Origin of the sequence: Cryobacterium psychrotolerans, from assembly GCF_900101115.1 — a bacterium.
GTDB classification, from domain to species: Bacteria; Actinomycetota; Actinomycetes; order Actinomycetales; family Microbacteriaceae; genus Cryobacterium; species Cryobacterium psychrotolerans.
On sequence record NZ_FNFU01000002.1, the window covers coordinates 161,426 to 187,501 of the forward strand.

At 68.0% G+C, this 26,076-nt stretch carries 26 protein-coding genes; 14 read left to right on the forward strand and 12 right to left on the reverse strand.

Annotated elements, in window-relative coordinates; translation table 11 throughout:
• Positions 1–2: 2 nt before the first annotated feature.
• The 3 genes from BLQ39_RS02375 (at position 3) to BLQ39_RS02385 (ending at position 1,799) form a co-directional block, all read left to right on the forward strand.
• On the forward strand, positions 3–365 hold the full coding sequence (locus BLQ39_RS02375) for a chorismate mutase (RefSeq protein ID WP_092321484.1): 363 nt from the start codon (positions 3–5) through the stop codon (positions 363–365).
• Positions 362–1,297, forward strand: coding sequence for an SDR family NAD(P)-dependent oxidoreductase (locus tag BLQ39_RS02380; RefSeq protein WP_092321485.1), 936 nt, complete (start codon positions 362–364; stop codon positions 1,295–1,297). Before BLQ39_RS02375 ends, BLQ39_RS02380 begins: the two co-directional genes overlap by 4 nt.
• Before the next feature lie 166 nt (positions 1,298–1,463).
• Positions 1,464–1,799 carry a DUF6804 family protein gene (locus BLQ39_RS02385; protein WP_092321486.1) on the forward strand — a complete coding sequence of 112 codons (336 nt, stop codon included), beginning with the start codon at positions 1,464–1,466 and terminating at the stop codon, positions 1,797–1,799.
• A 100-nt stretch (positions 1,800–1,899) separates the two neighbouring features.
• On the opposite strand, the gene purL is transcribed toward BLQ39_RS02385, so the two are convergent.
• The 7 genes from purL to BLQ39_RS02420 form a co-directional block, all read right to left on the reverse strand.
• Complete coding sequence (gene purL, locus BLQ39_RS02390) at positions 1,900–4,206, reverse strand: phosphoribosylformylglycinamidine synthase subunit PurL (protein ID WP_092321487.1); 2,307 nt, start codon at positions 4,204–4,206, stop codon at positions 1,900–1,902.
• Positions 4,207–4,250: 44 nt separating this feature from the next.
• Positions 4,251–5,876 carry an AMP-binding protein gene (locus BLQ39_RS02395; RefSeq protein WP_092321488.1) on the reverse strand — a complete coding sequence of 542 codons (1,626 nt, stop codon included), beginning with the start codon at positions 5,874–5,876 and terminating at the stop codon, positions 4,251–4,253.
• A gap of 85 nt (positions 5,877–5,961) precedes the next feature.
• Complete coding sequence (locus BLQ39_RS02400; protein WP_092321489.1) at positions 5,962–6,432, reverse strand: DUF3817 domain-containing protein; 471 nt, start codon at positions 6,430–6,432, stop codon at positions 5,962–5,964.
• Positions 6,433–6,593: 161 nt separating this feature from the next.
• On the reverse strand, positions 6,594–7,046 hold the full coding sequence (locus BLQ39_RS02405) for a MaoC family dehydratase (protein ID WP_092321490.1): 453 nt from the start codon (positions 7,044–7,046) through the stop codon (positions 6,594–6,596).
• A 3-nt stretch (positions 7,047–7,049) separates the two neighbouring features.
• Complete coding sequence (locus BLQ39_RS02410; protein WP_092321491.1) at positions 7,050–8,033, reverse strand: Bug family tripartite tricarboxylate transporter substrate binding protein; 984 nt, start codon at positions 8,031–8,033, stop codon at positions 7,050–7,052.
• 13 nt (positions 8,034–8,046) lie between these two features.
• On the reverse strand, positions 8,047–9,213 hold the full coding sequence (locus BLQ39_RS02415) for an acyl-CoA dehydrogenase family protein (RefSeq protein WP_092321492.1): 1,167 nt from the start codon (positions 9,211–9,213) through the stop codon (positions 8,047–8,049).
• A gap of 110 nt (positions 9,214–9,323) precedes the next feature.
• Complete coding sequence (locus tag BLQ39_RS02420) at positions 9,324–10,250, reverse strand: LysR substrate-binding domain-containing protein (protein WP_092321493.1); 927 nt, start codon at positions 10,248–10,250, stop codon at positions 9,324–9,326.
• Between the two features lie 148 nt (positions 10,251–10,398).
• Here BLQ39_RS02420 and BLQ39_RS02425 point away from each other — a divergent pair, with 148 nt between their 5' ends.
• The 9 genes from BLQ39_RS02425 (at position 10,399) to mgrA (ending at position 19,572) form a co-directional block, all read left to right on the forward strand.
• On the forward strand, positions 10,399–11,607 hold the full coding sequence (locus BLQ39_RS02425) for a CaiB/BaiF CoA transferase family protein (protein WP_092321494.1): 1,209 nt from the start codon (positions 10,399–10,401) through the stop codon (positions 11,605–11,607).
• The gene (locus BLQ39_RS02430) at positions 11,600–12,019 is read left to right on the forward strand and encodes an acyl-CoA thioesterase (protein ID WP_166784510.1); all 420 of its coding nucleotides are present in this window, start codon (positions 11,600–11,602) and stop codon (positions 12,017–12,019) included. The genes BLQ39_RS02425 and BLQ39_RS02430 overlap by 8 nt, the downstream gene beginning before the upstream one ends.
• 17 nt (positions 12,020–12,036) lie before the next feature.
• Complete coding sequence (locus BLQ39_RS02435; protein ID WP_092321495.1) at positions 12,037–13,227, forward strand: acyl-CoA dehydrogenase family protein; 1,191 nt, start codon at positions 12,037–12,039, stop codon at positions 13,225–13,227.
• Between the two features lie 50 nt (positions 13,228–13,277).
• A complete protein-coding gene (fabG, locus tag BLQ39_RS02440; RefSeq protein WP_092321706.1) occupies positions 13,278–14,054 on the forward strand; it encodes a 3-oxoacyl-ACP reductase FabG in 777 nt (258 codons plus the stop codon).
• Positions 14,054–15,232, forward strand: a complete 1,179-nt coding sequence (locus BLQ39_RS02445; protein WP_092321496.1) for a thiolase family protein — start codon at positions 14,054–14,056, stop codon at positions 15,230–15,232. The genes fabG and BLQ39_RS02445 overlap by 1 nt, the downstream gene beginning before the upstream one ends.
• Before the next feature lie 126 nt (positions 15,233–15,358).
• A complete protein-coding gene (locus BLQ39_RS02450; RefSeq protein WP_198417097.1) occupies positions 15,359–16,360 on the forward strand; it encodes a tripartite tricarboxylate transporter substrate binding protein in 1,002 nt (333 codons plus the stop codon).
• Entirely contained in the window at positions 16,357–16,884 is a 528-nt protein-coding gene (locus BLQ39_RS02455) for a tripartite tricarboxylate transporter TctB family protein (RefSeq protein ID WP_092321498.1), read from the forward strand. The genes BLQ39_RS02450 and BLQ39_RS02455 overlap by 4 nt, the downstream gene beginning before the upstream one ends.
• A 1-nt stretch (position 16,885) precedes the next feature.
• On the forward strand, positions 16,886–18,418 hold the full coding sequence (locus tag BLQ39_RS02460) for a tripartite tricarboxylate transporter permease (protein ID WP_092321499.1): 1,533 nt from the start codon (positions 16,886–16,888) through the stop codon (positions 18,416–18,418).
• Between the two features lie 128 nt (positions 18,419–18,546).
• Positions 18,547–19,572 (forward strand): L-glyceraldehyde 3-phosphate reductase, encoded by a 1,026-nt coding sequence (gene mgrA / locus BLQ39_RS02465; RefSeq protein ID WP_092321500.1) that lies wholly within the window; start codon positions 18,547–18,549, stop codon positions 19,570–19,572.
• Between the two features lie 190 nt (positions 19,573–19,762).
• On the opposite strand, the gene purQ is transcribed toward mgrA, so the two are convergent.
• The 5 genes from purQ to kynA form a co-directional block, all read right to left on the reverse strand.
• Complete coding sequence (purQ, locus tag BLQ39_RS02470) at positions 19,763–20,461, reverse strand: phosphoribosylformylglycinamidine synthase subunit PurQ (protein WP_092321501.1); 699 nt, start codon at positions 20,459–20,461, stop codon at positions 19,763–19,765.
• Positions 20,461–20,730, reverse strand: a complete 270-nt coding sequence (purS, locus tag BLQ39_RS02475; protein ID WP_092321502.1) for a phosphoribosylformylglycinamidine synthase subunit PurS — start codon at positions 20,728–20,730, stop codon at positions 20,461–20,463. The genes purQ and purS overlap by 1 nt, the downstream gene beginning before the upstream one ends.
• A 76-nt stretch (positions 20,731–20,806) precedes the next feature.
• Positions 20,807–22,123 carry a kynureninase gene (locus tag BLQ39_RS02480; protein ID WP_092321503.1) on the reverse strand — a complete coding sequence of 439 codons (1,317 nt, stop codon included), beginning with the start codon at positions 22,121–22,123 and terminating at the stop codon, positions 20,807–20,809.
• A complete protein-coding gene (locus BLQ39_RS02485) occupies positions 22,120–23,028 on the reverse strand; it encodes an amidohydrolase family protein (RefSeq protein ID WP_092321504.1) in 909 nt (302 codons plus the stop codon). The genes BLQ39_RS02480 and BLQ39_RS02485 overlap by 4 nt, the downstream gene beginning before the upstream one ends.
• On the reverse strand, positions 23,025–23,879 hold the full coding sequence (kynA, locus tag BLQ39_RS02490) for a tryptophan 2,3-dioxygenase (RefSeq protein ID WP_092321707.1): 855 nt from the start codon (positions 23,877–23,879) through the stop codon (positions 23,025–23,027). The genes BLQ39_RS02485 and kynA overlap by 4 nt, the downstream gene beginning before the upstream one ends.
• A gap of 164 nt (positions 23,880–24,043) precedes the next feature.
• On the opposite strand from kynA, the gene BLQ39_RS02495 reads away from it, so the two are divergent.
• A complete protein-coding gene (locus BLQ39_RS02495) occupies positions 24,044–24,763 on the forward strand; it encodes a TetR/AcrR family transcriptional regulator (protein ID WP_092321505.1) in 720 nt (239 codons plus the stop codon).
• Positions 24,760–25,851, forward strand: coding sequence for a LacI family DNA-binding transcriptional regulator (locus BLQ39_RS02500; RefSeq protein WP_092321506.1), 1,092 nt, complete (start codon positions 24,760–24,762; stop codon positions 25,849–25,851). Before BLQ39_RS02495 ends, BLQ39_RS02500 begins: the two co-directional genes overlap by 4 nt.
• Positions 25,852–26,076 lie beyond the last annotated feature (225 nt).

A 26,076-nucleotide genomic window follows, 5' to 3' on the forward strand; every position in this document is an offset into this window, starting at 1 on the left:
GTATGGCCGCACACGAAGATCTGCCCGAACCCGCCGGGGAGAACGGCAACGACGAGCTGCAGGGCATCCGCCAGAGCATCGACAACATTGACGCCGCGCTGATCCACCTGCTGGCCGAGCGGTTCAAGTTCACGCAGCAGGTGGGGCGGCTGAAGGCCGCGCACGGGTTGCCACCGGCCGACCCGGCCCGCGAACTGCTGCAGATCCAGCGCCTGCGCGGCCTCGCCGAAGACGCCAGGCTCGACCCGGCCTTCGCCGAGAAGTTCCTCAATTTCATCATCGCTGAGGTCATTCACCACCACGAGCAGATCGCCGGGACCGACTCCTCCGCCGGCGGTTCGGCAGCCTCGACCCCCGCTCCGTGAGCTGGAACCCCCGGACGCTCCCCCCGCTGGCCGGGAAGACGTTCGTCGTCACCGGCGCCAACGCGGGCCTCGGCTATTTCACGAGCGAGCAGCTCGCCGCCGCCGGCGCGCACGTCGTGCTCGCCTGCCGCAATCCCGACCGGGCGGATGCCGCCCTCGCGGCCCTGCGCGGCCGGGTGCAGGGGGCATCCGTGTCGACCATCACCCTCGACGTTGCCGACCTCGAATCGGTGCGCTCGGCGTCGGAATCGCTGCTCCAGTTCCCGCGCATCGACGGCCTCATCCTCAACGCCGGGATCGTGCATCCGCCGCGCGACCGGCAGGTCAGCCCTGACGGCAACGAGCTCGTCTTCGCCACCAACTATCTCGGCCACTTCGCGCTCACCGCGCAGGTGCTTCCGGCGTTGCTGCGCACGCCCGGCAGCCGGGTCGTCTCCCTGGGGTCGATGATCTCCCGCCTGATGGATTCGGCGCTGGACGACCTGCAGCTCGAGACCGGCTACGACCTCTGGAAGGCCTATGCGCAGTCCAAAATTGCCATGCAGGTGTTCGGCTTCGAACTCGACCGGCGGCTGCGCGAGTCCGGCGTCGGCGGCCCGGCCGGGGTGCAGTCCATGGTCGCGCACCCCGGCTACTCGATCTCGGGCCTGACCTCCGGCATCCCGGGCGTGAACGAACCGACTCGCCGGAAGCGCGTCATCGGCGGCCTGCCGCTCGCGATCGGCGCCCAGGGCAAGCACCAGGGCGCGTGGCCGATCGTGCGCTCCGCGGTCGACCCGGATGCCGTCGGCGGCCAGTACTACGGCCCGCGCTGGTTGACCCGCGGCCGCCCGGCCCGGCAGGCACCCACTCGCACCTCCCGCGACGCCGCGATCGCGGCCCGGCTGTGGTCGCGCTCGGAAGCCCTCCTCGGCGTCCCCTTCCCGGCCTGACCCCGCCCCCACCCAACCCCGTCCGCCCAACCCGATCTCGCCCAACCACATCTCGCCGAACTGTGAGTTTGGCACCTTCGCGCGGCCCGGGAAGGTGCCAAACTCACAGTTCGGCGAGCGGGCGGGGCCTCGATAGGGTGAGAGGATGCGCGCCGATAAACGTCCCATGGGAACACCCGCCGAGCCGACGTTCACGCGCTCCGCGCTCGCGCCCGGGCTGCTCGGCGCGATGGCGCTCCTGGGCGGACTCGCCCTGCTCGATGTCGACGGGTTCATCGTCATTCGCTACATCGTCAGTATCCTCGCGCTGATCCTCTGCGTCTTCGTGATCCAGGCGAAGGCGTGGTGGTGGCTGCTCGGGCTCGTGCCGATCGCCGCGCTCTGGAACCCGATCGTCGTGGTTGAACTGCACGGCCAGGGCTGGGTCTCCGCCCAGTTCATCGCCGCGATCGTGTTCATCGTCTGCGGCGTGGTGACCCGGGTTCCCGTCCAGAAGGACTGAGTCCCCGGCTGAGTCGCGGAGAAAGTACCTTCGTTGTGAAACTCACGGTACTTTGTCCGCAACTCACCGCCACAAACGGGGCGTTCGAGCAGCCAGACCCCTACGCGAAGCGGGACGGGAGCGTGCCGCGGTGGCGGGACTGCATCTCCGCGAGCGGCACGGTGAAGTAGTCCTGCACCTCCAGGACCGGCGCCGAGGCATCCGTCACGCCGATGCGCAGCACCGGGTAGCCCCGCCCCTCGCAGAGGCCGAGGAACTTCACGTCGTCTTCGCGGGGAACCGACACGATCACGCGTCCGGTCGACTCCGAGAACAGGGCTACGGATGCGTCCACGCCGTCGCGCTCGCAGATGTCGCCGAGCCAGACCCGGGCGCCGACCCCGAACCGGAGCACCGCCTCGGCCAGGGACTGGGCGAGCCCGCCTGCACCGAGGTCGTGGGCGCTGTCGACGAGTCCCTGCTGGCTGGCGGCGTGCAGCAGCCCGGCCAACGCGGCCTCGCGGCCGAGGTCCACCTCGGGCGGGAGCCCGCCCAGGTGGTCGTGGATGACGCCGGCCCAGGCGGACCCGTCGAGCTCCTCGCGGGTGATGCCGAGGAGGTAGATGTTGTGTCCGTCGTCCTGCCAGCCGCTCGGCACGCGGCGGGCGACGTCGTCGATCACGCCGAGCACGGCGACGACGGGGGTGGGGTGGATCGGCTGGTCGCCGGTCTGGTTGTAGAACGACACGTTGCCGCCGGTGACGGGGATCTCGAGCTCCAGGCATCCGTCGGCGAGGCCTTCGACGGCCCGCTTGAACTGCCACATCACCTCGGGGTTCTCCGGGGAGCCGAAGTTGAGGCAGTCGCTGATGCCGGCCGGAACCGCGCCGGTCACGGCCACGTTGCGGTAGGCCTCGGCCAGGGCGAGCTGGGCGCCGCGGTACGGGTCGAGCTGGCAGTAACGGCCGTTCGCGTCGGTCGCGATGACGAAGCCGAGCCCGGTCTCCTCGTCGATGCGGATCATGCCGCCGTCGTCGGGGAAGGAGAGGGCGGTGTTGCCCATCACGTAGCGGTCGTACTGGTCGGTGATCCAGCTCGGGTCGGCCAGGTTCGGCGAGCCGAGCAGGGCCAGGAACTGCTCCTCGAGCGAGGCGGCGTCGGTCGGGCGCGGCAGGGCGGATGCCGTGTCGGCCTGGAGCGCGTCGATCCAGCTCGGATAGGCGACGGGGCGCTCGTACACCGGCCCGTCGACCGCGACGGTGCGCGGGTCGACGTTGACGATCTCTTCGCCGTGCCAGTCGATGATGAGCCGGCCGGTGTCGGTGACCTCGCCGAGAACGCTGGTTTCGACATCCCACTTCGCGGTGACCGCGAGGAAGCCGGCGAGCTTGTCGGGCGTGACGATGGCCATCATCCGTTCCTGGCTCTCGCTCATCAGGATCTCTTCGGCCGTGAGGGTCGGGTCGCGCAGCAGCACCTTGTCGAGTTCGACGTACATGCCGCCGTCGCCGTTGGACGCCAGCTCGCTGGTCGCGCAAGAAATGCCCGCTGCGCCCAGGTCCTGGATGCCCTCGACCAGCTTGTCGCGGTACAGCTCGAGGCAGCACTCGATGAGCACCTTCTCGGCGAACGGGTCGCCGACCTGCACGGCCGGGCGCTTCGTCGGCCCGCCTTCGCTGAACGTTTCGGAGGCGAGGATGGATGCGCCGCCGATGCCGTCGCCGCCGGTGCGCGCCCCGAAGAGCACGACCTTGTTGCCCGCCCCGGTCGCGTTGGCGAGGTGCAGGTCTTCGTGGCGGAGCACGCCGACCGAGAGCGCGTTGACGAGCGGGTTGCCCTGGTAGACCTTGTCGAACCAGGTTTCGCCGCCGATGTTGGGCAGGCCGAGGCAGTTGCCGTAGAAGGAGATGCCGGAGACGACGCCGTGCACGACGCGGGCGGTGTCGGGGTCGTCGATGTCACCGAAGCGGAGGGCGTCCATCACGGCGACCGGTCGGGCGCCCATCGAGATGATGTCGCGCACGATGCCGCCGACGCCGGTGGCCGCGCCCTGAAACGGTTCGATGTAGGAGGGGTGGTTGTGCGATTCGATCTTGAAGGTGACCGCCCAGCCCTCGCCGACATCCAGCACGCCGGCGTTCTCGCCCATGCCGACCATGAGGTTCTTCTTCATGGCGGGGGAGACCTTTTCGCCGAACTGGCGCAGGTAGATCTTGGAGCTCTTGTACGAGCAGTGCTCGCTCCACATGACCGAGTACATGGCCAGTTCGCCGCTGGTGGGGCGGCGGCCGAGGATCTCGCGGATCTCCTGGTACTCACCGGGGGTCAGGCCCAGCGCGTCGAACGGCTGGTCCTTCTCCGGCGTCGCGAGGGCGTTCGAAACGGTGTCGGCGACGCCGCGGGAGGGGGTGGTGGAAACAGCGGTCACGAGTGGCGTTCTCCCAGGGCTAACGGATGTTTGACCCGGCAAGTCTACCTGCCGAGCCTCCGTGTCACTTCGGCGGCCGTGGCCGCCGCTTCCGCGTGCCGCACACGCAGGTCCTTGCGCAGGATCTTCCCGGACGAGGACTTCGGAATCACGTCGATGAACTCGACCAGGCGCACCTTCTTGTGCGGCGCAACCCGGTCGGCCACGAACGCGATCACATGGTCTCCGTGCACGGATGCCTCGGCCACGACGACGACGAACGCCTTCGGGATTTCCTGGCCATCGGCATCCATCACCCCGATCACGGCGGCGTCGCTGATGTGCGGGTGGGTGAGCAGCAGCGCCTCCAGCTCGGCCGGGGCGATCTGGTAGCCCTTGTACTTGATCAGCTCCTTGCTGCGGTCGACGATGGTGACCTCGCCGCCCGCGCCGACCGTGGCGATGTCCCCGGTGTGCAGGAATCCCTCCGCGTCGATGGTGTCGAGGGTGGCGTCGTCGTTGTTCAGGTAGCCGAGCATGACGTTCGGCCCGCGCACGAGCAGCTCGCCCGGCTCGCTCACCCCGTCGGCGGGCACGGGGATCTCCTCGCCCGTCTCGGTGGAGACGAGCCGGCACTGCATGTTGGGCACCGTCACCCCCACCGAGGCGCGGGAGAGCTGCGGCGCGTCGATCGGGATCAGGTGCGACACCGGGCTGGCCTCGGTCATCCCGTAGCCCTGCAGCACCCGGCAGCCAAGACGGGTCGACACCGCGGCGGCCAGCTCGCCGCTCAGCGGCGCGGCGCCGGAGAGCACCGTGTGCACGCTGGTGAGGTCGTACGACTCGACGAGCGGATGCTTCGCGATGGCCACGGCGATCGGCGGCGCGATGAACACGTAGCTGCAGCGCTGGTCCTGGATGATCCGCAGGAATTCGGCGAAATCGAACTTCGCCATGGTCACCAACGCGGCGCGCTGCTTGAACGCCAGGTTGAGCAGCACCGTCATGCCGTAGATGTGGAAGAACGGCAGCAGCGCGAGCACCCGGTCGTCCTGGACGACGCCGATCAGGTCGCGCGCCTGCTGCACATTGGCCACGAGATTGCGGTGGCTGAGCCGCACGCCCTTCGGCCGGCCCGTCGTGCCGGAGGAATACGGGAGCACGGCAACGTGGGTGGCCGGGTCGAACGACACGCGCGGGGCATCCGCTCCCTGGGCCAGCAAGTCGGCGAGCGACGGATGCCCCGCCGCGCCGTCGAGCACGATCACCCGCTCGTCGTCGATGCCGGCGGACCTCGCCGCCGAACGGGCCCCGCCGAGCAGCGGTGACACCGTCAGGAGCAGCTCCGCCCCCGAGTCCTCGAGCTGGCGCTGGATCTCTTGCGGCGTGTACAGCGAGTTGATGGTCGTGACGGTCCCCCCGGCGCGGAGGATCCCGTGGAACACGCTCGCGAAGGCCGGAATGTTCGGGCAGAGCAGCCCGACGACCGTGCCGGGCGCGACTCCGCGGGCCGCGAGGGCGCCGGCGATCCGGTTGATCTGGTCAATCAGGGTGCGGTAACTGGTGGCGGCTCCGGTTGCCCCGTCGACGACGGCGACACGATCGAGGTCGGTGTCTTCGATCTCTCCGAAGAGATAGTCGAAGATGCTGAGGTCGGGGATGTCGACGTCGGGATACGGGCTCGTGAACACGAATGGTCTCCTTTGACACGGCGCTCGGATTGAGCGTCCGGTCAGGCTACCTCCCCGCCACTGGCGCCTCCTGTGGGCGTCGCCGTCATGCCCTGCCTCCGGGAGGGCCGATGATCAGCAGGGTCGCCATGATCGTCACGAGGCCGACCACGAAGACCGTGCCGAGCAGAACCGGACGGTTCAGCATCCAGCGCAGGAGCACGCTCAGCCAGGTGTGGTCCCGCGGGTCGCTGGTCGCCGTGCTGCGCCAGTCGCCGTCGAGCTTGCGGCGACGCTCCAGCAGACGGTCGAACGGGATCGTGGCGTACGGGACGATTGCGGTGATGACCGCCGCGACCATCAGCCGCAGGCTCCAGCGCTGGTTGACACCCACGAGCACCGCGGTCATGCCGTAGGCGATGAAGACGAGGCCGTGCAGGGTGCCGCCGACCCGCAGGGCCAGGTCGCCCGTTTCGCCGGGCAGCAGCACGTACTTGAGCAGCATGCCCGTGAGCAGGAGCGTCCAGGTCACCGCCTCGGCGATGGCGATGGTGCGGTAGAACAGGCGCGGAGACACGGGGGCATCACTCCAAATGAGGGGGAGGGTGAGATCCCATCCTCGCACCGGATGCCGGGCCTGGCATCCGCCGAAAGTTTGAGTCTCGCTCCCGCCGGCCCCGTTTGAGCTTTGAGCCGCAGACGTCCCGGCGCGGGTGTCGGCCCGTCTTGGCGGCCGGACTATTCGACCAGGAGTGACACCGTCTCGGCCACGCAGGCGGGCCGGCCAGGCGCATCGATCTCTATCCGGTGGCGAATGACGGCCTGGTGGCCCCGTTCCGACCCGGTCACGGACAGGAGCGTGAGCCGGTCGCGCACCCGGGAGCCCACCGGAACGGGGTTCGGGAACCTCACCTTGTTGAGCCCGTAGTTCACGACCATCCGCAGTCCGGCGACCTGGTACACCTGCTTCGCCAGAAACGGAATCATGGAGAGCGTCAGGTACCCGTGAGCCACCGTCAGGCCGAACGGTCCGGCGGCGGCCGCAACGGGATCAACGTGAATCCACTGTTGGTCGCCGGTTGCATCGGCGAAAGCCTGCACCTGGTCTTGTGTCACGGTGTGCCACTCGCTGACGCCGAGCTCCTCGCCGACGAGCGCGGTGAGCTGGGTGAGGCCGTGAATTTCGCGCACGGGTCAGCGCTCCAGGATCGGTCGGTACAGGGCCTGGATCTCGGCCAGGCTCTCGCCGAGGGCCGCCCCGTCACGGAACTCCTCCGGTACGAGGTTCTCCCCGAGCTGTTCGAGCACGGCGGAGTCGGTCATGCAGGCCTCGAGGGCGCTCTCGAGATCCTCAATGATGGGCGTCGGCAGGTCTTTCGGAGCGAACAACCCGAAAACGGATGTCGCATTGACGAGGTCGGTGTAGCCGAGCTCGGTCAGCGTCGGCAGCTCTGGGAGCCAGCGCAATCGCTCGGAGGTTGTCGCGGCCAGCGGACGGAACGTTCCCTCGTCGATGCGTGAATTGACGTCGGGGTGATCGTTGATGAACAACGCGTCGACGTGTCCGCCGAGCAGGCTGGTGGTCATCTCCGCATTTCCGGATGCCGGCACGGCCACAACGTCGACTCCGTACTCGTTCCTGAGGCGCTGCAGTTCAATCGCGGCCGGGCTGGTCGCTCCGGGCACGCCGACCGTGAGTGTTCCGGGGTGCTTCTCCGCAGCGGCGAAGAACTCCTTCGCACTCTCGTAGGGGGACTCGTCTCCCACGACGATGAGGGTGGGGTTCTCCGCCATGACGCCGAGCGGGGTGAAGTCGTCCAGCGAATAGGCCAGCTCGTTGACGAGTGGGGTCATCACGAGCGTGCCCGCCGTTCCGAGGCCGAGGGTGTGGCCGTCGGGCTTTGCGCTCGCCAGTTCCTGCATTGCCACTGCTCCGCTGCCTCCCGCCTTGTTCTCCACCACGAAGGTCTGGCCGAGGCTGTCGCCGAGGCAGGACGAGAGGGCCCGCGCCGTGAGGTCGGAGGGGCCGCCGGCCGCGTACGGCATCAGCACCGTGACGGCCTTCGACGGGTAGTTGGCCGTGGTGCCGCCGGCCGCGCCGGCCAGGCACCCGGACAGCACGAGCGACAGCCCGACGGCTGCTGCGGGAACCACGAGGTATTTGCGAGTCTCCTTCATGATCGCTGCCCGCCTACCGGAATGCCGGAATGCCGGTGATGTGGCTGCCGAGAATGAGGGTGTGCACCTCGTCGGTGCCCTCGTAGGTGCGCACGGACTCCAGGTTGTTCGCGTGGCGCAGCGGCGAGTAGTCCAGCGTGATGCCGTTGCCACCGAGGATGGAGCGGGCCTCCCGGCAGACGTCGAGGGCCTCACGCACGTTGTTGAGCTTGCCCAAGGAAATCTGCACCGGCTCGAGGACGCCGGCGTCCTTCATGCGGCCGGTGTGGATGGCGAGCAGGGTGCCCTTCTGGATCTCAAGCAGCATGTTCACGAGCTTGAGCTGCGTGATCTGGTACGCGGCGAGGGGCTTGTCGAACTGAAGGCGGTCAAGGGAATAGGCCAGCGCCACCTCGTAGCTGTCCCTGGCCGCGCCCATCGCGCCCCAGATGATGCCGTAGCGGGCCTCATTCAGGCAAGCGAACGGTCCTCTTAGTCCCCGGGCGCCCGGCAGCAGGGCGGCGTCCGGAAGGCGAACATCCTCGAGCAGAATGTCGCATTGGATGGAGGCGCGCATCGAGAGCTTCGACTCGATTGGGGTGGCCGTGAAGCCCGGAGCGTCGGTGGGCACTATGAAACCGCGCACGCCGTCTTCCGTCATCGCCCAGATGATTGCGATGTCGGCAACGGAGGCGAGGCCGATCCACCGCTTGGAGCCGGCGAGTATCCAGCCGCCGTCCCCATCACGGCGGGCGGTCGTGGCCATGCTCGACGGGTCGGAGCCTGCGGTCGGCTCGGTGAGTCCGAAGCATCCGATCAGCCGGCCGGCCGCCATCTCGGGCAGGAACCGGGTCTTCTGCTCCTCGGAGCCCCACTTGTGGATGCTGCTCATGGCGAGGGACCCCTGCACGCTCACGAAGGTGCGCAGGCCGGAGTCCCCGGCTTCGAGTTCCATGGCGGCGAGGCCGTATTCCACGCTTGACCGGCCCGGGCAGCCGTAGCCCGTCAGGTGCATGCCGAGGAGCCCGAGCGCTCCCATTTGCTGCACGATGTCGAGCGGAAAGTGCGCCGATTCGTACCAGTCCGAGATGTGCGGCTTGATGCTGTCCTGCACGAAGCGTCGAACCGTGTCACGCAGTTCGAGTTCCGCTGCGCTCAGCAGCCCATCGAGGTTCAGGACATCCGAGGTGGTCGCGGGCATATGAGTGGCTCCTTTGCCGGGTTGGCGCGCTGGGTGACCAGCTGCACGGTATCGACTGTGCCAGCAAATCTATTTTCGATCCAATACCAAATCCCTCGGCAATTTGTTCTCTATTCGGTATGAATCGCGGCACCAGGCGCCACCGCGGGTGTCGGGAGCACTCGTTCCGAGAGCCTCAAAACCTCCCGCAGCGCGGGGCTGTCATTGTCGCTGCGCCACACGAGCTGCAGCAGGATGGGCTCCGTGTCGTCCTCGAGCGGGAGGAAGATCACGCCGGGATAGTAGACGTTCTCGGCCACGGTGGAGACGGTGAGCGCAATGCCGATCTCGGCGGCGACGAGTGAGACCAGGGTCCACGTGTCGGGAGCGACCTGCACGATGGAGGGCACGAAGCCGGCCGTGCTTGCCAATCGAAACAGGTGGTCACGCAGGATCGCTCCGGGGTCCTGCGGGAGAGTCACGAAGGGTTCACCGACGAGATCGGCCATGGAGACCGATTTCCGATCGGCGAGCGGATGACTGGAGTGGATCGCGATAACCAGGTTTTCGTAGGCGATCACGCGGTGCTCGATTCCCGCCGGGATGAAGTTCCACCGCCCCAGGCCGATCTCCATCTCCTTGTTGATCACCTTGTCGAGGGCCGGGATCGCGAAGTTGGAGCTGTAGAGCTCGAAGTCGATTCCCGGATGCGTTTCCCGAACGAGTTTGGCGAGCTTGCCCACCATCACGTGCGAGGAAGCCCCGGCGAAGGCAACCCGCACCCGTCCCGTCTCGCCCTTGCCTGCCGAAGCCACGGCGATCCCGGCCCGCCGTACGCCGTCGAGGATATCCCTGGCCGGCCGCACGAGTGCCTCTCCGGCCGGCGTGAGCCGCACGGAGCGAGTGCTGCGCGCGAAGAGCAGCGTTCCCAGTTCGCGCTCCAGGTTCTGGATGGCCCGGCTCAGCGGGGGTTGCGCGATGAAGAGCTTCTCGGCCGCCCGGCCGAAATGCAGTTCCTCGGCCACCGCCAGGAAGGCTCGAATCTGCTGGATTTCCATGCCTCCACTATTGCCAAGGGCGCATGAAAGTGTCAAGCACTTATGCATTATTGCTGCTGAGGTATCAATCACTGGCGCAATTGATATTGGACGTGCAGTAATCCCCTTGCGACAGTGGAGACACGACAGACGAAGAGGGAGCCATTCAATGGATGAATCTGGCGCAGCAACGAGGCTGCACAGTATTTTCGGTCGACCGGGCAGCGGGCCGCTGAGCGGCATCGTCGTGGCGGACTTCAGCCGCGTGCTCGCCGGTCCGTACTGCACCATGCTGCTTGCCGACATGGGCGCCACGGTCATCAAGGTGGAGAGCCCGCAGGGCGACGACACCCGAGGCTGGATTCCGCCGGTGCGCGACGACGAGGCCACCTTCTATCTCTCGGTCAACCGCAACAAGCACTCGATTGTGCTCGACCTGAACGATGCGGCCGACCTCGAGGTGGCGCATGAGCTCTCCGCCAGGGCAGACATCCTGGTGGAGAACTTCAAACCCGGCGGACTCGAACGCTTCCTCCTCGACTACGACTCGGTCATCGCCCGCAATCCCGAGGTGATCTACGCCTCGATCACCGGTTTCGGTACCGGAGCGGGGGCGGGGCTGCCCGGGTATGACCTGCTCGTGCAGGCCGTCTCCGGCATGATGAGCCTCACCGGCGGACAGGACACCGAGCCCTACCGCGCGGGTCTGGCCATGTTCGACGTGATCACCGGACTCCACGCGGCCATGGGCATCCTGGGCGCCCTGCACCACAAGGACCTCACCGGGAGTGGCCAGCTGGTGGAACTCAACCTGCTCTCCTCCGCGCTCTCCGGAATGGTCAACCAGTCGGCCGCCTACGTCACGGGCGGCGTCATCCCCACCCGCATGGGCAACGAGCACCCGAGCCTCTACCCGTATGAGCCGATGCCCACCGGCGACGGCATGCTCATCATCGCCGCGGGCAACAACCCTCAATTCACCAGGTTGTGCATGGCGCTCGATATCGCCGAGACGGCGACGGATGTCCGCTTCAGTTCGCCGCAGCAACGCAACGCGAACCGCGGCGCGCTGCGTGAGATTCTCCAGCACGAGCTGGCCCGGCGCTCGGCGGCGGAGTGGTTCGAGTTGCTCTCCGAACTGGGCCTGCCCTGTGCGCCCATCCAGGACGTGAAGGGTGGCATCGAGCTCGCGGAAAAGCTCGGTCTGGAGCCGGTCGTGCTGGCCGGAACCGGGGATCGCCGCATTCCCACGGTGCGGCATCCGGTGAAGTTCTCCCAGACCCCGGTGACCTACGACCTTGCGCCGCCGCAGCTCAACGAGAGCTCCGCGCTCGTGCGTTCCTGGCTTGCCACACGCGAGGAGCAACTCGTTGACTGATCCGTTCCGCGCCGCCGTCGGTGTGCGCTGGAGCGACCAGGACCGGAACGGACACGTCAACAATGCCCGGGTGGCGACGCTGCTCGAGGAAGCCAGGCTGCAGTGGAGGGCGCACGCTATGGCGGATGTCGACAACGTCGACGCCTCAACGGTCGTGGCGGCGCTGCAGCTCAGCTTTCGCCGTCCGATCGAATTCGGTCCTCCCGTCGAGATCGACGTGTGGGTCTCCCGGGTGGGGTCCAAGTCCTACACCCTGCACTATTCGGGGGTTCAGGCGGGCCACCCGGTCCTGGACGCCTCGACGGTGATGGTTCCCGTGCGCCCCACCGACGGCGCCGCACGCGTGCTCGAAGCCGGGGAGCGCCGCTCCCTCGCACGCTGGTTCATCGCCGAAACAGCGCCGCAGCAGTAGCCACAGAAAGGCATCACATGACCACCCGAGAGATCAACAGCGACTATTACCTGGTCGACGACTTCCTGAGCGACGAGGAACGGGCCATCCGGCTGAAAGTGCGTGCCTTCGCCGACGCCGAAGTGCTTCCCATCATCAACGACTACTGGGACCGGGCCGCGTTCCCCTTCGAACTGGTGCCGAAGATCGCCAGGCTCGGCATCGTGGGCGGCACGATCGAGGGGTACGGATGCCCCGGCATGAGCCGGCTGGGAGCGGGAATGGTGTCCCTCGAAATGTCCCGCGCCGACGGGTCGATCAATACCTTCATCGGCGTGCAGACCGGCCTCACGATGGGTACCATCAACATGCTCGGCAGCACGGAGCAAAAACAGCGCTGGCTGCCCGGCCTGGCTGCGCTCGACCTAGTGGGTGCGTTCGGGCTCACGGAGCCGGGGCACGGATCCGACTCGGTGGCCCTCGAAACGAGCGCCCGCCGCGATGGCGCGCACTACGTGCTCAACGGAGCCAAACGCTGGATCGGCAATGCCAGCTTTGCCGACGTCGTCGTCATCTGGGCCCGCGACGAGTCCGACGGGCACGTGAAGGCGTTCGTGATGGAGAAGAACGCAGACGGGTCGTTCCCGGATGGCTACGAAGCGACCGTCATCACGGGCAAAATCGGCAAGCGGGCGATTCTGCAGCCGGAAATCACGATCACCAACCTTCGCATTCCCGCCGAGAACAAGCTGGTCGAAGGCAATTCCTTCAAGGACGCCGTTCGAGTGCTCAATTCCACCCGGGGCGGGGCCTCCTGGGAGGCCCTCGGGCACGGCATCGCCGCCTACGAGGCCGCCGTGACGTATGCCCGTGACCGGGTGCAGTTCGGCAAGCCCATCGCGAGCTACCAACTCGTGCAGAACAAGCTCGCCAACATGCTTGCCGAACTCACCGCGATGCACCTGATCTGCTTTCGCCTGGCCGCCCTGTCCGACCAGGGCAAGATGACCGGCGCCATGGCTTCCGTCGCCAAAATGCACACCGCCCAGAAGGGGCGCTGGATCTGCCAGGAGGCCCGCGACATCCTCGGCGGCAATGGGTTGCTGCTGGAGAACCACGTGGCCAGGCACCTCACCGACATGGAGGTCGTGCACACCTACGAGGGCACGGACTCCATCCAATCGCTGCTGATCGGCCGCGACATCACCGGAATTTCCGCGTTCGCGTGAGCCCGCGGCCCGCGACCACACAACCAGAACGAATGATCAAGGGAGATTCAATGAACAGGCTGAGCAACAGGGTCGCCGTGATCACCGGCGGAGCCCAGGGCATCGGTGCGGCCACGGCCTTGCGCCTGGCGGCAGAAGGCGCGCAGGTGGCCATCCTCGACCTCAACGGGGACCGCGCGGCGGCCACGGCCGAGGAGATCTCCTCGACTGACGCGGTCGTCGCGGCCGGCGGGTCTGCCCGCGGCCTCGTCTGCGACGTCACCGACGAGCTCAGGGTTTCCGAGGCGTTCGACGAGGTGTTCGCAACGGCTGGCCGCCTCGACATCCTCGTGAACAACGCCGGGATCACGCGCGACAACCTCTTCTTCAAAATGGGGCGTGCCGACTGGGACTCTGTGCTCGTGACCAACCTCACGAGCGCGTTCCTGTGCGCCCAGGCGGCCCAGAGATTCATGGTGCCGGCGCGGTACGGCAAGATCGTGAGCCTGAGCAGCCGCTCGGCCCTCGGCAACAGGGGGCAGGCGAACTATGCGGCGGCCAAGGCGGCGATCCAGGGTCTGACTGCCACCCTCGCGCTCGAGCTCGGCCCGTTCAACATCACCGTGAATGCCGTGGCACCCGGCTATATCGCCACGGCCATGACGGCGGCCACGGCCGAGCGGGTGGGAAGCACCACGGAGGACCACCAGCAGGTGGTCGCCGACCGCACCCCGCTCGGCCGGGTGGGCGCTGCAGAGGAGGTCGCCGCCGCGATCGCCTTCTTCGCGAGCGACGATTCCTCCTACGTCTCCGGCCAGACCCTCTACATCAACGGCGGTGCGCGCTGATGGCCGAGGCGTTTCTCGTGGGCGGGGTGCGCACCCCCGTGGGTCGTTATGGCGGAGCCCTGTCGGGCATCCGACCCGATGACCTGGCGGCGCTGGTTCTCGGCGAGCTCGTGCAGCGCACCGGCATCGATCCGGCCGCCATTGACGAGGTGATCCTCGGCAACGCCAACCAGTCCGGCGAAGACAGCCGCAATGTGGCGCGCCTCGCGAGCCTGCTGGCCGGCTTTCCCGACGAGATCCCCGGGCTCACGGTCAACCGTCTGTGTGCCTCCGGCCTGAGCGCCATCATCCTGGCCTCCCAGATGATCAAGAGCGGCGCCGCCGACATCGTCGTGGCCGGCGGCGTGGAATCCATGTCCAGGGCTCCCTGGGTGCTCGCTAAACCCGAGAAGGCATTCGGGCGCCCGGGCGAGATCGCCGACACGAGCATCGGAGCACGTTTCATCAACCCCAGATTTCCGTCCACCAGCACCCTGTCGATGCCCGAGACGGCCGAGGAACTCGCGGGGGTCGACAAGATCTCGCGCGACGACGCGGATGCCTTTTCCCTGGGCTCGCATGAGCGTTCTCTCGCTGCCATCGACGGCGGCCGCTTCGCGGCCGAAATCGTTGCGGTGGCCACGAAAGGGGGTCTCGTGGAGCACGACGAGGGTCCGAGGCGCGAAACCACCCTCGAGGCGCTGGCGGGCCTGCGCTCGGTCGTGAGGCCCGGCGGGATCGTCACGGCGGGCAACTCCAGCACGCTCAACGACGGCGCCTCCGCCGTAATCGTGGCCAGCGGCCGGGCCATCGAACGACTGGGCCTGCAGCCACGGGCACGCATCGTCGACGGGGCGTCGGCCGGGGTGCCCCCGCGGATCATGGGCATCGGCCCCGTACCGGCCACCCGCAAGGTGCTCGGCCGCGCGGGGTGGTCGGTTGGGGACGTGGGGGCGATCGAGCTGAACGAGGCGTTTGCGGTGCAGGCGCTTGCCTGCATCCGCCGCCTCGGGCTCGACCCGCAGATCGTGAACAGGGACGGCGGGGCAATCGCTCTCGGGCATCCGCTCGGCTCATCGGGCTCGCGCATCGCCATCACCCTGATGGGCCGCATGGAGCGCGAGGGTGCCCGCCGGGGCCTGGCAACGATGTGCGTGGGGCTCGGCCAGGGCACGGCGATGCTGCTCGAACGGGTCTGAGCCGCCCGCCGCTTTCATGTGGCTGGGGTATCAATACGCCCGCGAAATAGTATTGGAGATGTAATTAAGTTTCTGCGACAGTGAAATGGGCTGGTGAGAATCACCCCACCATGAGGCGCAAAACAGATGACAATGAGGTCAGCTTTGAAGAAGAACACCGTTGTATTCCTGCCCGCACTCGCCGGACTGGCCATGATGGGCCTCGTCGGCTGCAGTGCCGCCGGCTCCCAGGCTGCAGAAGCCGACTACCCGTCGAAACCGGTCACCTTCGTGGTGCCGTTCGCCGCCGGCGGTCCCTCCACCGTGACGGCCCTGGCCTTCGCCTCCTGCCTCGAGAAGGGTCTCGGGCAGCCCTTCGTGATCGAGAACCAGCCCGGGGCCAGCGGGGGCCTGGCCATGCAGGAGGTGTCGAGTGCCAAACCGGACGGCTACACCCTGACCCTGGGCACGAACGGTCCGCTCGTCATGAACCCCATGATCAACAAGCTCAACTACGGCATCGAAGACTTCACCTCGGTCGGCGTGATGGCGCAGATGCCCACCGTGCTCGTGGTCGGTGAGGATTCCCCCTACGAGAGCGCCGACGAGTTCTTCGCCGCGGCCGAAAAGCACCCGGGCAAGCTCAGCGTCGCCATCCCCGGGGCAACGACCTCCGCGGCCATCGAGTTGAAGCGACTGAGCGACGAATATGACATCGAGGTCACCGCCGTTCCCGCCGTCGGCAACGCCGAGATGACAACGAGCCTGCTCGGCGGTCACGTCGACGCGCTCTTCATCACCGACCACCAGGACGTGCAGTCGCGTATCGATGAGGGGTCGTTCGTACCGCTCGCCGTGAGCAGCCCGGAACGGGCGGGCTGGTACCCCGATGTGCCGACCCTGGCCGAACAGGGATTCCCTGAGCTCGTCAATGCCGTGTCGGTCTTCGGCGTTGTCGGACCGAAGGGCCTGCCCGACGCTGTCGTATCCACCCTCGAGGCCGAACTCCAGACCTGTTCGGCCGACCCGGCCGTGATCAAACAGGTGGGCGAGATGTTCATACCGGAGCAGTTCAGCGGCGCCGGGGCCCTCGACGAGATCTTCGCCGACATGCAGGACCTCTACGAACCCATCCTCGGACAAAAATGAGTGCCATCAAGCTCGAGGCACCCCAGGGTACTGAGGCCGATCCGGCCGCAACGCCCGGCCGCCATGCGGGCCGCTACCGCCTCGTCCCGCTCGTGTTGCTTGCGACGGGGATCGCTGCCGTGATCGGATCCTGGCGCCTCACGCTCGGCGAACTCAACAGCCCCGGCCCCGGGCTCTGGCCGTTCGTGGTTTCCGTCGCGGCCACGATCGCGGCGGGCATCCTCGCGATCGTTCCCGACACGGAAGCCTACGAGAAATGGACCAGGCGCACGACCATGCTCGCAGGGGGCGTGCTGAGCCTCGTCGTCTTCATCCTGCTGTTTGAGGCGATCGGCTTCGTCGTTCCCTCCGTCCTCCTGCTCCTGCTCTGGTTGCGAGCGTTCGGCGAGGAGTCCTGGCGCCTTGCCCTCGTACTTGCCGTCGGCGGCACCGCCGTCTTCTACGTGGGCTTCGCCGTTCTGCTCGGTGTCCCCTTTCCCGACGACATCGTCGTGGGCACCATCACCCGACTGATCGGAATGTGACATGGACGTCTTGAACAATCTGGGCCTCGGCTTCTCCGTTGCCTTCGACCCCATGAACCTCCTGTTCGTCTTCGTGGGCGTGGTCATCGGCACAGCCATCGGCGTGCTGCCGGGTCTCGGCCCGACGGCCACGATCGCTCTCCTGCTGCCGATCACCTACACGATGGATGCCACGAGTGCCGTGATCATGCTCGCGGGCATCTACTACGGCTCCATGTATGGCGGCACGATCACCTCGGTTCTGCTGCGCATCCCGGGGGAGGCGGCATCCGTCGTCACGACCTTTGACGGCTACCAGATGACCAAGCAGGGCCGGGCCGGGCCCGCACTCGGAATCAGCGCGATCGGCAGCTTCATCGGCGGTACCGTGGCCATCATCGGCCTCACCTTCCTGGCCCCCGTGCTGGCGAAGGTCGCCGTGGCCGTGGGGCCGGCCTCCTACGTGGCCATCATGGTGCTGGGGCTCTTCCTCGTCACGTCCCTGGGCACGGGGTCCACCATGAAGAGCCTGTGCATGGCCGCGATCGGCCTGCTGCTCTCGACCGTGGGCCAGGACCCGATCACGGGAACGGCACGCTTCACCTTCGGCATCCCGTCGCTGCTCGGCGGGCTGGACTTTGTGGCGATCGCCATGGGACTGTTCGGCGTCGGCCAGCTGCTGCACAGCCTCGAGCGCACCGAGAAAGCGCAGGCGATCACGACGAAGATCAGGAATATCTGGCCATCGCGCAAGGACTTTCGCGACTCCTCCGGCGCCATCGCCCGCGGCTCACTGCTCGGCTTCGTGATCGGGGTTCTGCCCGGTGGCGGCGGCGTCATTTCCTCCCTCGCCTCCTATGCGCTCGAGAAACGGCGCGCGAAAGACCCGTCGAGGTTCGGGAAGGGAGCGATTGAGGGGGTTGCGGGTCCGGAGACGGCGAACAACGCCTCGTCGACATCCGCTTTCATACCGCTCCTGATCCTCGGCATTCCCTCGAACGTTGTGCTCGCGATGCTTTACGGGGCGTTGTTGCTGCAGGGGATCACACCCGGCCCCTCGCTGATCGAGGACCGCCCGGACATCTTCTGGGGCGTCATCGCGTCGATGTATGTCGGCAACGTGATGCTGTTGATTCTCAACATCCCACTGATCGGCATTTTCATTCAAATGCTGCGCGTTCGAACGGGCATCCTCGCGACCTTCGCCCTCATGGTGGTCATGGTGGGCGTGTACTCGATCAACAACAATCCCTTCGACATGTGGGTGGTGTTGATCTTCGGCGTCTTCGGCTGGATCATGATCAAGACCGGTTTCGACGCGGGACCACTCGTCCTCGCCTTCATCCTCGGGCCGATTCTCGAGCGGTCGTTTCGTCAGTCGATGCTCATCTCCGGCGGAAGCTTCGACATCTTCATTACCGATCCGATCTCGGCGACCATCTTTGGGATCCTCGCGGTGTTCCTCGCGTACTCGTTCATCAACAACAGGCGTCGCGCCCGGGAGGCCACGGCTCCTGCCGCCGTCCCCGTGGACACCCGGGTGGAGGCGAAGTAGCGCCCCGGCAGGCACGCCGCGCGTGCAGCGATTGGACGTGCGAAGCTCAGGCGATGGCGATGGCGATGGCGATGGCGGGCCGTCGTCATCTGGCTGCGGCGGCGGCTCGGGTCTGCCAGCATTGAGGCATGACCTATGCGCCCTCTGACAGCAGATACGAGTCCATGCCGTACCGGCGATCCGGTCGGAGCGGCCTCCAGCTCCCCGCGATTTCCCTCGGCCTGTGGCAGAACTTCGGCCATGACAGGCCGATCGACACGCAGCGCGCGATCCTGCGCCGCGCCTTCGACCTCGGAATCACGCACTTCGACCTGGCCAACAACTACGGCCCGCCCTACGGCAGCGCCGAGACGAACTTCGGCCGGATCTTCCGTGAGGACTTCACCGCCCACCGCGACGAGCTGATCATCTCCACCAAGGCCGGCTACGACATGTGGCCGGGGCCGTACGGCAACTTCGGCTCACGCAAGTACCTGCTGTCCAGCCTCGACCAGTCCCTGGACCGGATGGGCCTCGACTACGTCGACATCTTCTACTCGCACCGCGCCGACCCCGACACTCCGCTGGAAGAGACCATGGGCGCGCTGCACACCGCGGTCACCAGCGGCCGGGCGCTCTACGCCGGCATCTCGTCTTACTCGCCGGAGCGCACCCGGCAGGCGGCCGCGATCCTGGCCGACCTCGGCACCCCGCTGCTCATCCACCAGCCGTCGTATTCGATGTTCAACCGGTGGATCGAAGGCGAGCTGCTCGATACCCTCGCCGACCTGGGCGCCGGCTGCATCGCGTTCTCGCCGCTGGCGCAGGGCCTGCTGACCGACCGGTACCTGACCGGGGTGCCCCAGGGCTCCCGCGCGGCTTCGGCGGGTTCGATGAGCGACAGCATGATCAACGAGGAGACGCTCGGCCACATCCGCGCGCTCACCGAGATCGCGGCGGGCCGCGGGCAGTCGCTCGCGCAGCTCGCCCTGGCCTGGGCCCTGCGCGGAGGCGCAGTCACCTCCGCGCTGGTCGGCGCGTCATCCGTGGCGCAGCTGGAGACCAACGTCGCGGCCCTCGCGAACCTGGCCTTCGACGCCGACGAGCTCGCCGCCATCGACGAGCACGCCGTCGACCTGGCCATCAACCTCTGGGCCGAGTCGGGCGCCGTCTAGCGCCCGCGGCGCGTTCCGCCGAGAGTCGCCGTTCCTGCCGAGAGTCGCCGTTAGACCGGCGATTCTCGGCGCAATCGGCGAACTTCGACGCCTCGGGGCCGTGCGCGTCGAGTTTGACGGATGCGGTCGAGCTTGCCTGGTCTGCCGGCCAAAGCCGACCGGAACAGGCAAGCTCGGCGAACCAGGCCCGCTAGCGCGAGACCAGCGCCCGTTCGATCGCGGAGGCGAAGAACGTGAGCCCGTCGACGCCGGAACGCATTGCGTCGGCGGTGTCGGGGCCGAAGCCGGGCTCGACGGCGTGCTCGGGGTGCGGCATCAGGCCCACGACGTTCCCGCGGGCGTTCGACACGCCGGCGATGTCGTTCAGCGAGCCGTTCGGGTTGACCTCGAGGTAGCGCGCGACGACGCGACCTTCGCCCTCGAGGCGGGCGATCGCGTCGGCCGAGGCCGTGAAGCCGCCCTCGCCGTTCTTGAGCGGGATGGTGATCTCCTGGCCGGCCTCGAAGCTGCCGGTCCAGTCGGTGGCGTTGTTCTCGATGCGCAGCTTCTGGTCCCGGCAGATGAACCGGCCGTGGTCGTTGCGGATCAGCCCGCCCTCGAGCAGGTGCGCCTCGGCGAGCATCTGGAAGCCGTTGCAGATGCCGAGCACCGGCATCCCCTTGTTCGCGGCGTCGATGACCTCGGCCATGATCGGCGAGAGGCTCGCGATCGCGCCGGCGCGCAGGTAGTCGCCGTAGCTGAATCCGCCCGGCAGGACGAGCGCGTCGACGCCGTGCAGGTCGTGCTCGCCGTGCCAGAGGGCGACCGGCTCGGCGCCGGCGAGCCGGATCGCGCGCTGGGCGTCCCGGTCGTCGAGCGAGCCCGGGAAGGTGACGACGCCGATGCGCATCAGTGCGTCTCTCCGGCGGGCGCCTCCAGCACGTGGATGCCGACGACGTCCTCGATCACCGAGTTGGAGAGCACGCTGTCGGCGAGTTCCTGCACCTCGGCGAGCACGGCGTCATCAACATGACCGGCGACGGTGATCTCGAACCGCTTGCCGACGCGCACGCCGGAGAAACGGGTCTTACCAAGCCGACCGAGGGCGCCGGCGACGGCTTTTCCCTGGGGGTCAAGCAGCTCGGCCTTGGGCATAACTTCTACGACGATGGTTGGCATGGGGCTCACTCCGGAGGCGTCGGGGGGCGGACTCCCCAATTCTACAGGCCGTCCCCGGCCGGCCTGTCCCGGCCGGTCACGCTTCTGCGGTGAGCCCGCTCTGGCCGAGCAGGATGCCCCGCAGCACGTCCCGAATCGCCGCGACGCCCTCGTAGGTTTCGACGAAGCTCGTACTCAGCGGCGACAGGCCGATCCGCAGGCCGTCGGGCGCGCGGAAGTCGGGGATCACGTCGTGCTCCCAGAGCGTCTTCGTGACCTGGCGCATCGCCGGGTGGTTCACGGTGAGGTGCCCCCCGCGGTGGGTATGCTCGCGCGGCGACGCCACGGTCACGCCCAGCGGCACCAGCCAGGCGTCGACGAGGGTCAGGGCGAATTCGGTCAGGGCCACGGATTTCGCCCGTAGCTGCTCCATCCCGGCTTCCTCGATCATCGCGATGGTGTCCTGCATCGCGAGCATGCCGACGACGGCCGGCGTGCCGCTCATGAAACGGCGGATGCCGGTGGCCGGCACGTACCCCGGGCCCATCGTGAAGACATCCTTCGTGCCCATCCAGCCCTGGATCGGCTGGGTGAGCACGTCCTGCAGGTCGCTGCGCACGTAGCCGAACGCGGGAGCGCCCGGACCGCCGCTGAGGTACTTGTAGGAGCAGCCGACGGCCAGGTCGACGTCGCACAGGTCGAGCTCGACCGGGACGGACCCGACGGAGTGGCTGAGGTCCCAGAGCACCAGGGCTCCCTCGGCATGGGCGACCTGCGTGATCTCGCGCATGTCGGCGAGGAAGCCGGAGCGGTAGGCGACATGGCTGAGCAGCACAAGCGAGGTCTGCGGGCCGACGGCGCGGCGCACCTGCTCGACGGTGACGCCGCCGGCCGGGTCGGGGCGCAGCCAGCGGAGGGTGAGTCCGCGCTCGGCGGCGATGCCCTCGAGCACGTAGCGGTCGGTGGGGAAGTTGTCGCTGTCGAGCACGATCTCGGTGCGGCCGGGGCGCGAGTCCACGGCGGCACGGGCGAGCTTGTAGAGCAGTACCGTGGTGGAATCGCCGATGAAGACCTGCCCGCCAGCGGCGCCGAGCGCGGCGCGGCCGAGGTCGTCGCCGATGGTGAGCGGCAGCTCCATCCACTCCTCGTCCCAGCCTCGGATCAGGCGGGTGGCCCAGGCGCCGGTCAGGAACTCGGTGATCCGCTCCACGCCGGCCAGTGTGGGCCGGCCGAGCGAGTTGCCGTCCAGGTAGGCCACGGGGTCAGGCTGCGGCCCGTCCGGGTCGGAGCCGGCCTCGGTGCCGACGAACCTGGCCCGGTAGTGCGCGAGCCCGTCGATGCGGTCCATCCGCCGGGCGAACGCGATGTGGGCGTCCAGGCCGCCGCCGACGACGGGGGTGGTGCTGGGGGTCATACGTATTCCTCGAGCTCGGAGCGGCTGAGCGCGCGTGCGGTGCACACCCATTCGGCGAATCCGGCCGGATCGGTCGGGCGCTCGCCGGGTATAACGCTAACGGTGCCGTGCGCGTTCGCGCTCGCCGAGCCGGCGGCGGGGAAGGCGGAGGTGAGGGCACCGAGCACCTCGTCCGGCGACATCCCGATGCGAAGCAGCGCGTCGATTTCGCGGCGGTTGAGCCCGAGCGGCAGCGGTCCGTTGCCGAGGTCGGTGCCGTAGAGCACCCGTCCGCCATGCGCGTGGAAGCGGCGCAGGTTGTCGGAGGCGCGGGCGAAGTCGTCGGTGGGCTCGCCCCAGCCGTGGATGTCCAGGGTGCTGATCCAGGTCATCTGCCCGGCCATCGCGTCGACGAGTTCGTCCACGAGGCGCTCGCTGAACGGGGTGTGCGCCAGTACGTCGACGCCGGCGATGAAGGCGCGCACGGCCTGGCCGACCCCCTCTGCGTGGGCGACGACCGGCGTGGAGCGCTCGTGGGCCCGGGCGATGATCGCCGCGAGCACGTCGGTGCCGAGCACGGGGCCGGCCACCGAGTTGAGGGTGACCTTGATCACGGATGCCCCTCCCGCCAGCTGGCGGTCGACGGCCGCGGCGGCATCCTCCGCCGTCGCCACCTCGCAGACGCTGCCGGCCGGAGCCCAGGACTGGGCGCCCGGGTAGCCGCCGGGAGCGGCGAGGAACTGGCCGGCGTGGGCGACTGCGAGCGGCGAAGAGCCGGTCCCGCTCGCCGCGGTGCCGCCGGGCTCCGGCGTCCAGCCGCCCAGGTCGACGACCCGGGCGATCCCGCCGGCGGCGAGGGCGGAGGGGTCGATCAGTGCCAGGTGCACGTGGGCGTCGAGGAACCAGGGGAGCACGGTGCCGCTCACGTTCCGACCTCCGTGCGCACGGCGAAGAGCTCCGGGAAGAAGGTCAGTTCCAGCGCCTTCCGCAGGAAGGCCGCGCCGCTCGATCCGCCGGTTCCCGACTTCATGCCGATGATGCGCTGCACGGTCTTGAGGTGGCGGAAGCGCCAGAGCTGGAAGTTGTCCTCGAGGTCGACGAGTTCCTCGCACGCCTCGTAGGCGGCCCAGTGCTCCGTGGCGTTCTCGTAGATGCGGCGGAAGACCTGCACGAGTTCCGGGTGCAGCTCCCAGGCCTCGGTGACATCGCGCTCGAGCACGGCGGCCGGGATGTCGTGGCCGGCGCGGTGCAGGTAGCGGAGGAACTCGTCGTAGATGCTCGGGGCGTCAAGCACCTCGCTGAGCAGGGCGTGCGCATCCGGGTCGCTGTCGAAGACGCTGAGCATGCGGCGGTTCTTGTTGCCGAGCGCGAACTCGACCGCGCGGTACTGGTAGGACTGGAAGCCGGAGGAGTTGCCGAGGAACCCGCGGAACTGGGCGTATTCGGTCGGGGTGAGCGTGGCCAGAACCGACCACTGCTCGGTCAGCGTGCGCTGGATGTGCTTGACCCGGGCGATCGCCTTGAGCGCAGGGGCGAGCTGGTCGGTGCGGAGGAACTCGGTCGCCGCCCGGAGCTCGTGCAGCACGAGCTTAAGCCACAGCTCGGTCGTCTGGTGCTGGATGATGAAGAGGAGCTCGTCGTGGTGCTCGGGAGTGCTGACGGGCTTCTGCGCGCTGAGCAGCGTGTCGAGGGCGAGGTAGGAGCCGTAGCTCATCTTGTCCCGGAAATCGGTCACGATCTCCGGATCGAACTCGCGGGTATTGTGCTCAACCGGCATGGGGATTTCCCTTTCCGAACCGGGCGAGCTTGTGGCCACGATGCCAGGTTCCATTGTCTGAATTCTCAGTGTTACGAGCTTCCCATGCAACTCAGCGCCCGCGAGACGCCTGGGCGGAGGATTCCCTCCGTGAATTGGGTCCCAGTGGTCCTAGACTCGGGGCCATGACTTCTTCCTCACGCGGCCCGCAGGAGGGGACCCTGCCGAGGCGCCGCGACGCCAGGCAAAACCGGGACCGGCTGATCACCGAGGCGCGGGCGATGATCGCCCAGAACGGCGTCGACGCGTCCCTCGAGGAGATCGCCCGCCGCTCCGACGTCGGCGTGGCCACGCTGTACCGTAACTTCCCGACCAGGGACGACCTCGTGCGCGCCCTCTACGACATCGCCCTCGCCCAGCTGGAGACCGTCCGCGAGGAAGTCGTTGCCGCGCCGAGCGCGTGGGACGGCGTCGTCGTCTATGCGGAGCGCGTCGCCGAGTGGCTCGTCGCCGACCCCTCGCTGCCGCACATCCTCAAGCGGATGGCCGCGGTCGACCCGTCCGCGCAGCCCGCCGCCGAATTCGGCAAGTTCATCGCGTCGCTCGTCGCCCAGGCCAAGCGCGACGGGGAGCTTCGCGCCGACGTCGAGACCGTCGACCTGGCCCTGCTCGTGACGCTGGTCGGCTCACTCGGCTCGCTCGGCGACGGCTATGCCGGCCAGTGGCGGCGCCAGCTCGGGATCGTGCTCGACGGCCTGCGCGAACCCGCCCGTGACCGCCCGAAGCTGCCGGGCAGGCCGCTGAGCCCGAACGAATTCCAGGCGACCGTGCACGGCCTGTCGCGCCGGGCCAGGCGGGTCGCATCCCGCCGCTCCGGCTCGGCGAAAGGAAACGGGGCCCGATGAAGCCGCCCACCGTCTACGACGTCGCCGCGCATGCGGGCGTGTCGATTGCGACGGTCTCCCGGGTGCTTCGTCGTCCCGATGATGTACGCGCATCCACACGCGAGCACGTCCTGGCCACGGTGCGGGAGCTCGGCTACGTGCCGAGCGCCAGCGCCCGAAGCCTCGCGGCCCGGCGCACGGGAGTGCTCGGCCTGTACTTCCCCGGGTTCGACGCGATGGAGGAGCTGGACGAGGCCGAGTTCAACCAGTCGGAGCCGGTGAACGTCATCGTCGACATGCCCGACTCGGGTGAGGTGCGCCCGCCCAACCTGTACTTCGACGAGGTGCTGCGGGGGAGTGAGCTCGAGGCCTGGCGCCGCGGCTTCGCGCTCCTGGTGGGCGTCGGCCGCGGGACGAACCCGGAGGAGATGGTCAGCGACATCGCCGGCCGCGTCGACGGGATGGCGGTGCTCGCCCGAAGCGTCCCCGACGCGCTGCTCGACCATATCTCCCGGAGGATACCCATCGTGCTCGTCGCCGGCCCCCGCCGCGGCGACAACTTCGACCATGTGAGCGTCAGCAACGTCGAAGGCATGCGCACCCTGACCGAACACCTGATCGACCGGCACGGCGTGCGGGCTCCCGTCTTCATCGGCGGCCCGGTCGATTCCCCGGATGACGCGGAGCGGTACGAGGGATTCGTCCAGGCCCTGGCCGCCCGGGACATCGACCCCGCCGCCCTCCCGATGCTGCGCGGAGACTTCTCGCGGATGCAGGCGCGCTCCATCGCCGAAGGTCTGGTGGCGGCTGGCGAGTTGCCCCGCGCCGTGGTGTGCTCCAACGACCAGATGGCCCTCGGTGTGCTCGACGTGCTGCGACGGCGCGGCATCCGCGTGCCGGAGGATGTCATCGTGACCGGTTTCGACGGGATCGAGGCCGGCCGGCAGTCGACGCCTCGGCTGACCACCGTGCACCAGCCGATGGTCGACCTCGGCCGGGCAGCGGTCCGGGCGATGCTCAGCCGGCTCGACAAGCGCGACCAGCCGCCCATCTCGCTGCGCCTGCCCGTGCAGGTGCTGCTGAGGGAAAGCTCCGAGGGGTCCGCCTAGCCTGGCAGGCGCCTTCGCGTTGAGATGCGGACAAAGTACCCTCATGGCCCCAACGAAGGTACTTTGTCCGCAACTCAGCGGGAGCGGGCTCCTGGCGAGGGGATGGTTCCTCGCGCGAGAAATGACTTGACTCGCTGAATGTATGCGCTTACACTCAATGTCACTCGCTTTGCGCGCTCCTGTTCCCGGCAGGACGTCGGCCGCAGCAGCCCCAGTCAACGACGA

What these genes read in the sequence shown, in the direction of transcription:
- BLQ39_RS02375 (WP_092321484.1), top strand. Translation starts at nt 3, where the DNA reads ATGGCCGCACACGAAGATCTGCCCGAACCCGCCGGGGAGAACGGCAAC.
- BLQ39_RS02385 (WP_092321486.1), top strand. Translation starts at nt 1,464, where the DNA reads ATGGGAACACCCGCCGAGCCGACGTTCACGCGCTCCGCGCTCGCGCCC.
- BLQ39_RS02410 (WP_092321491.1), bottom strand. Translation starts at nt 8,033, where the DNA reads ATGAAGGAGACTCGCAAATACCTCGTGGTTCCCGCAGCAGCCGTCGGG.
- BLQ39_RS02415 (WP_092321492.1), bottom strand. Translation starts at nt 9,213, where the DNA reads ATGCCCGCGACCACCTCGGATGTCCTGAACCTCGATGGGCTGCTGAGC.
- BLQ39_RS02420 (WP_092321493.1), bottom strand. Translation starts at nt 10,250, where the DNA reads ATGGAAATCCAGCAGATTCGAGCCTTCCTGGCGGTGGCCGAGGAACTG.
- BLQ39_RS02425 (WP_092321494.1), top strand. Translation starts at nt 10,399, where the DNA reads ATGGATGAATCTGGCGCAGCAACGAGGCTGCACAGTATTTTCGGTCGA.
- BLQ39_RS02435 (WP_092321495.1), top strand. Translation starts at nt 12,037, where the DNA reads ATGACCACCCGAGAGATCAACAGCGACTATTACCTGGTCGACGACTTC.
- fabG (WP_092321706.1), top strand. Translation starts at nt 13,278, where the DNA reads ATGAACAGGCTGAGCAACAGGGTCGCCGTGATCACCGGCGGAGCCCAG.
- BLQ39_RS02445 (WP_092321496.1), top strand. Translation starts at nt 14,054, where the DNA reads ATGGCCGAGGCGTTTCTCGTGGGCGGGGTGCGCACCCCCGTGGGTCGT.
- BLQ39_RS02450 (WP_198417097.1), top strand. Translation starts at nt 15,359, where the DNA reads ATGACAATGAGGTCAGCTTTGAAGAAGAACACCGTTGTATTCCTGCCC.
- BLQ39_RS02455 (WP_092321498.1), top strand. Translation starts at nt 16,357, where the DNA reads ATGAGTGCCATCAAGCTCGAGGCACCCCAGGGTACTGAGGCCGATCCG.
- BLQ39_RS02460 (WP_092321499.1), top strand. Translation starts at nt 16,886, where the DNA reads ATGGACGTCTTGAACAATCTGGGCCTCGGCTTCTCCGTTGCCTTCGAC.
- mgrA (WP_092321500.1), top strand. Translation starts at nt 18,547, where the DNA reads ATGACCTATGCGCCCTCTGACAGCAGATACGAGTCCATGCCGTACCGG.
- purQ (WP_092321501.1), bottom strand. Translation starts at nt 20,461, where the DNA reads ATGCGCATCGGCGTCGTCACCTTCCCGGGCTCGCTCGACGACCGGGAC.
- purS (WP_092321502.1), bottom strand. Translation starts at nt 20,730, where the DNA reads ATGCCAACCATCGTCGTAGAAGTTATGCCCAAGGCCGAGCTGCTTGAC.
- BLQ39_RS02480 (WP_092321503.1), bottom strand. Translation starts at nt 22,123, where the DNA reads ATGACCCCCAGCACCACCCCCGTCGTCGGCGGCGGCCTGGACGCCCAC.
- kynA (WP_092321707.1), bottom strand. Translation starts at nt 23,879, where the DNA reads ATGCCGGTTGAGCACAATACCCGCGAGTTCGATCCGGAGATCGTGACC.
- BLQ39_RS02495 (WP_092321505.1), top strand. Translation starts at nt 24,044, where the DNA reads ATGACTTCTTCCTCACGCGGCCCGCAGGAGGGGACCCTGCCGAGGCGC.
- BLQ39_RS02500 (WP_092321506.1), top strand. Translation starts at nt 24,760, where the DNA reads ATGAAGCCGCCCACCGTCTACGACGTCGCCGCGCATGCGGGCGTGTCG.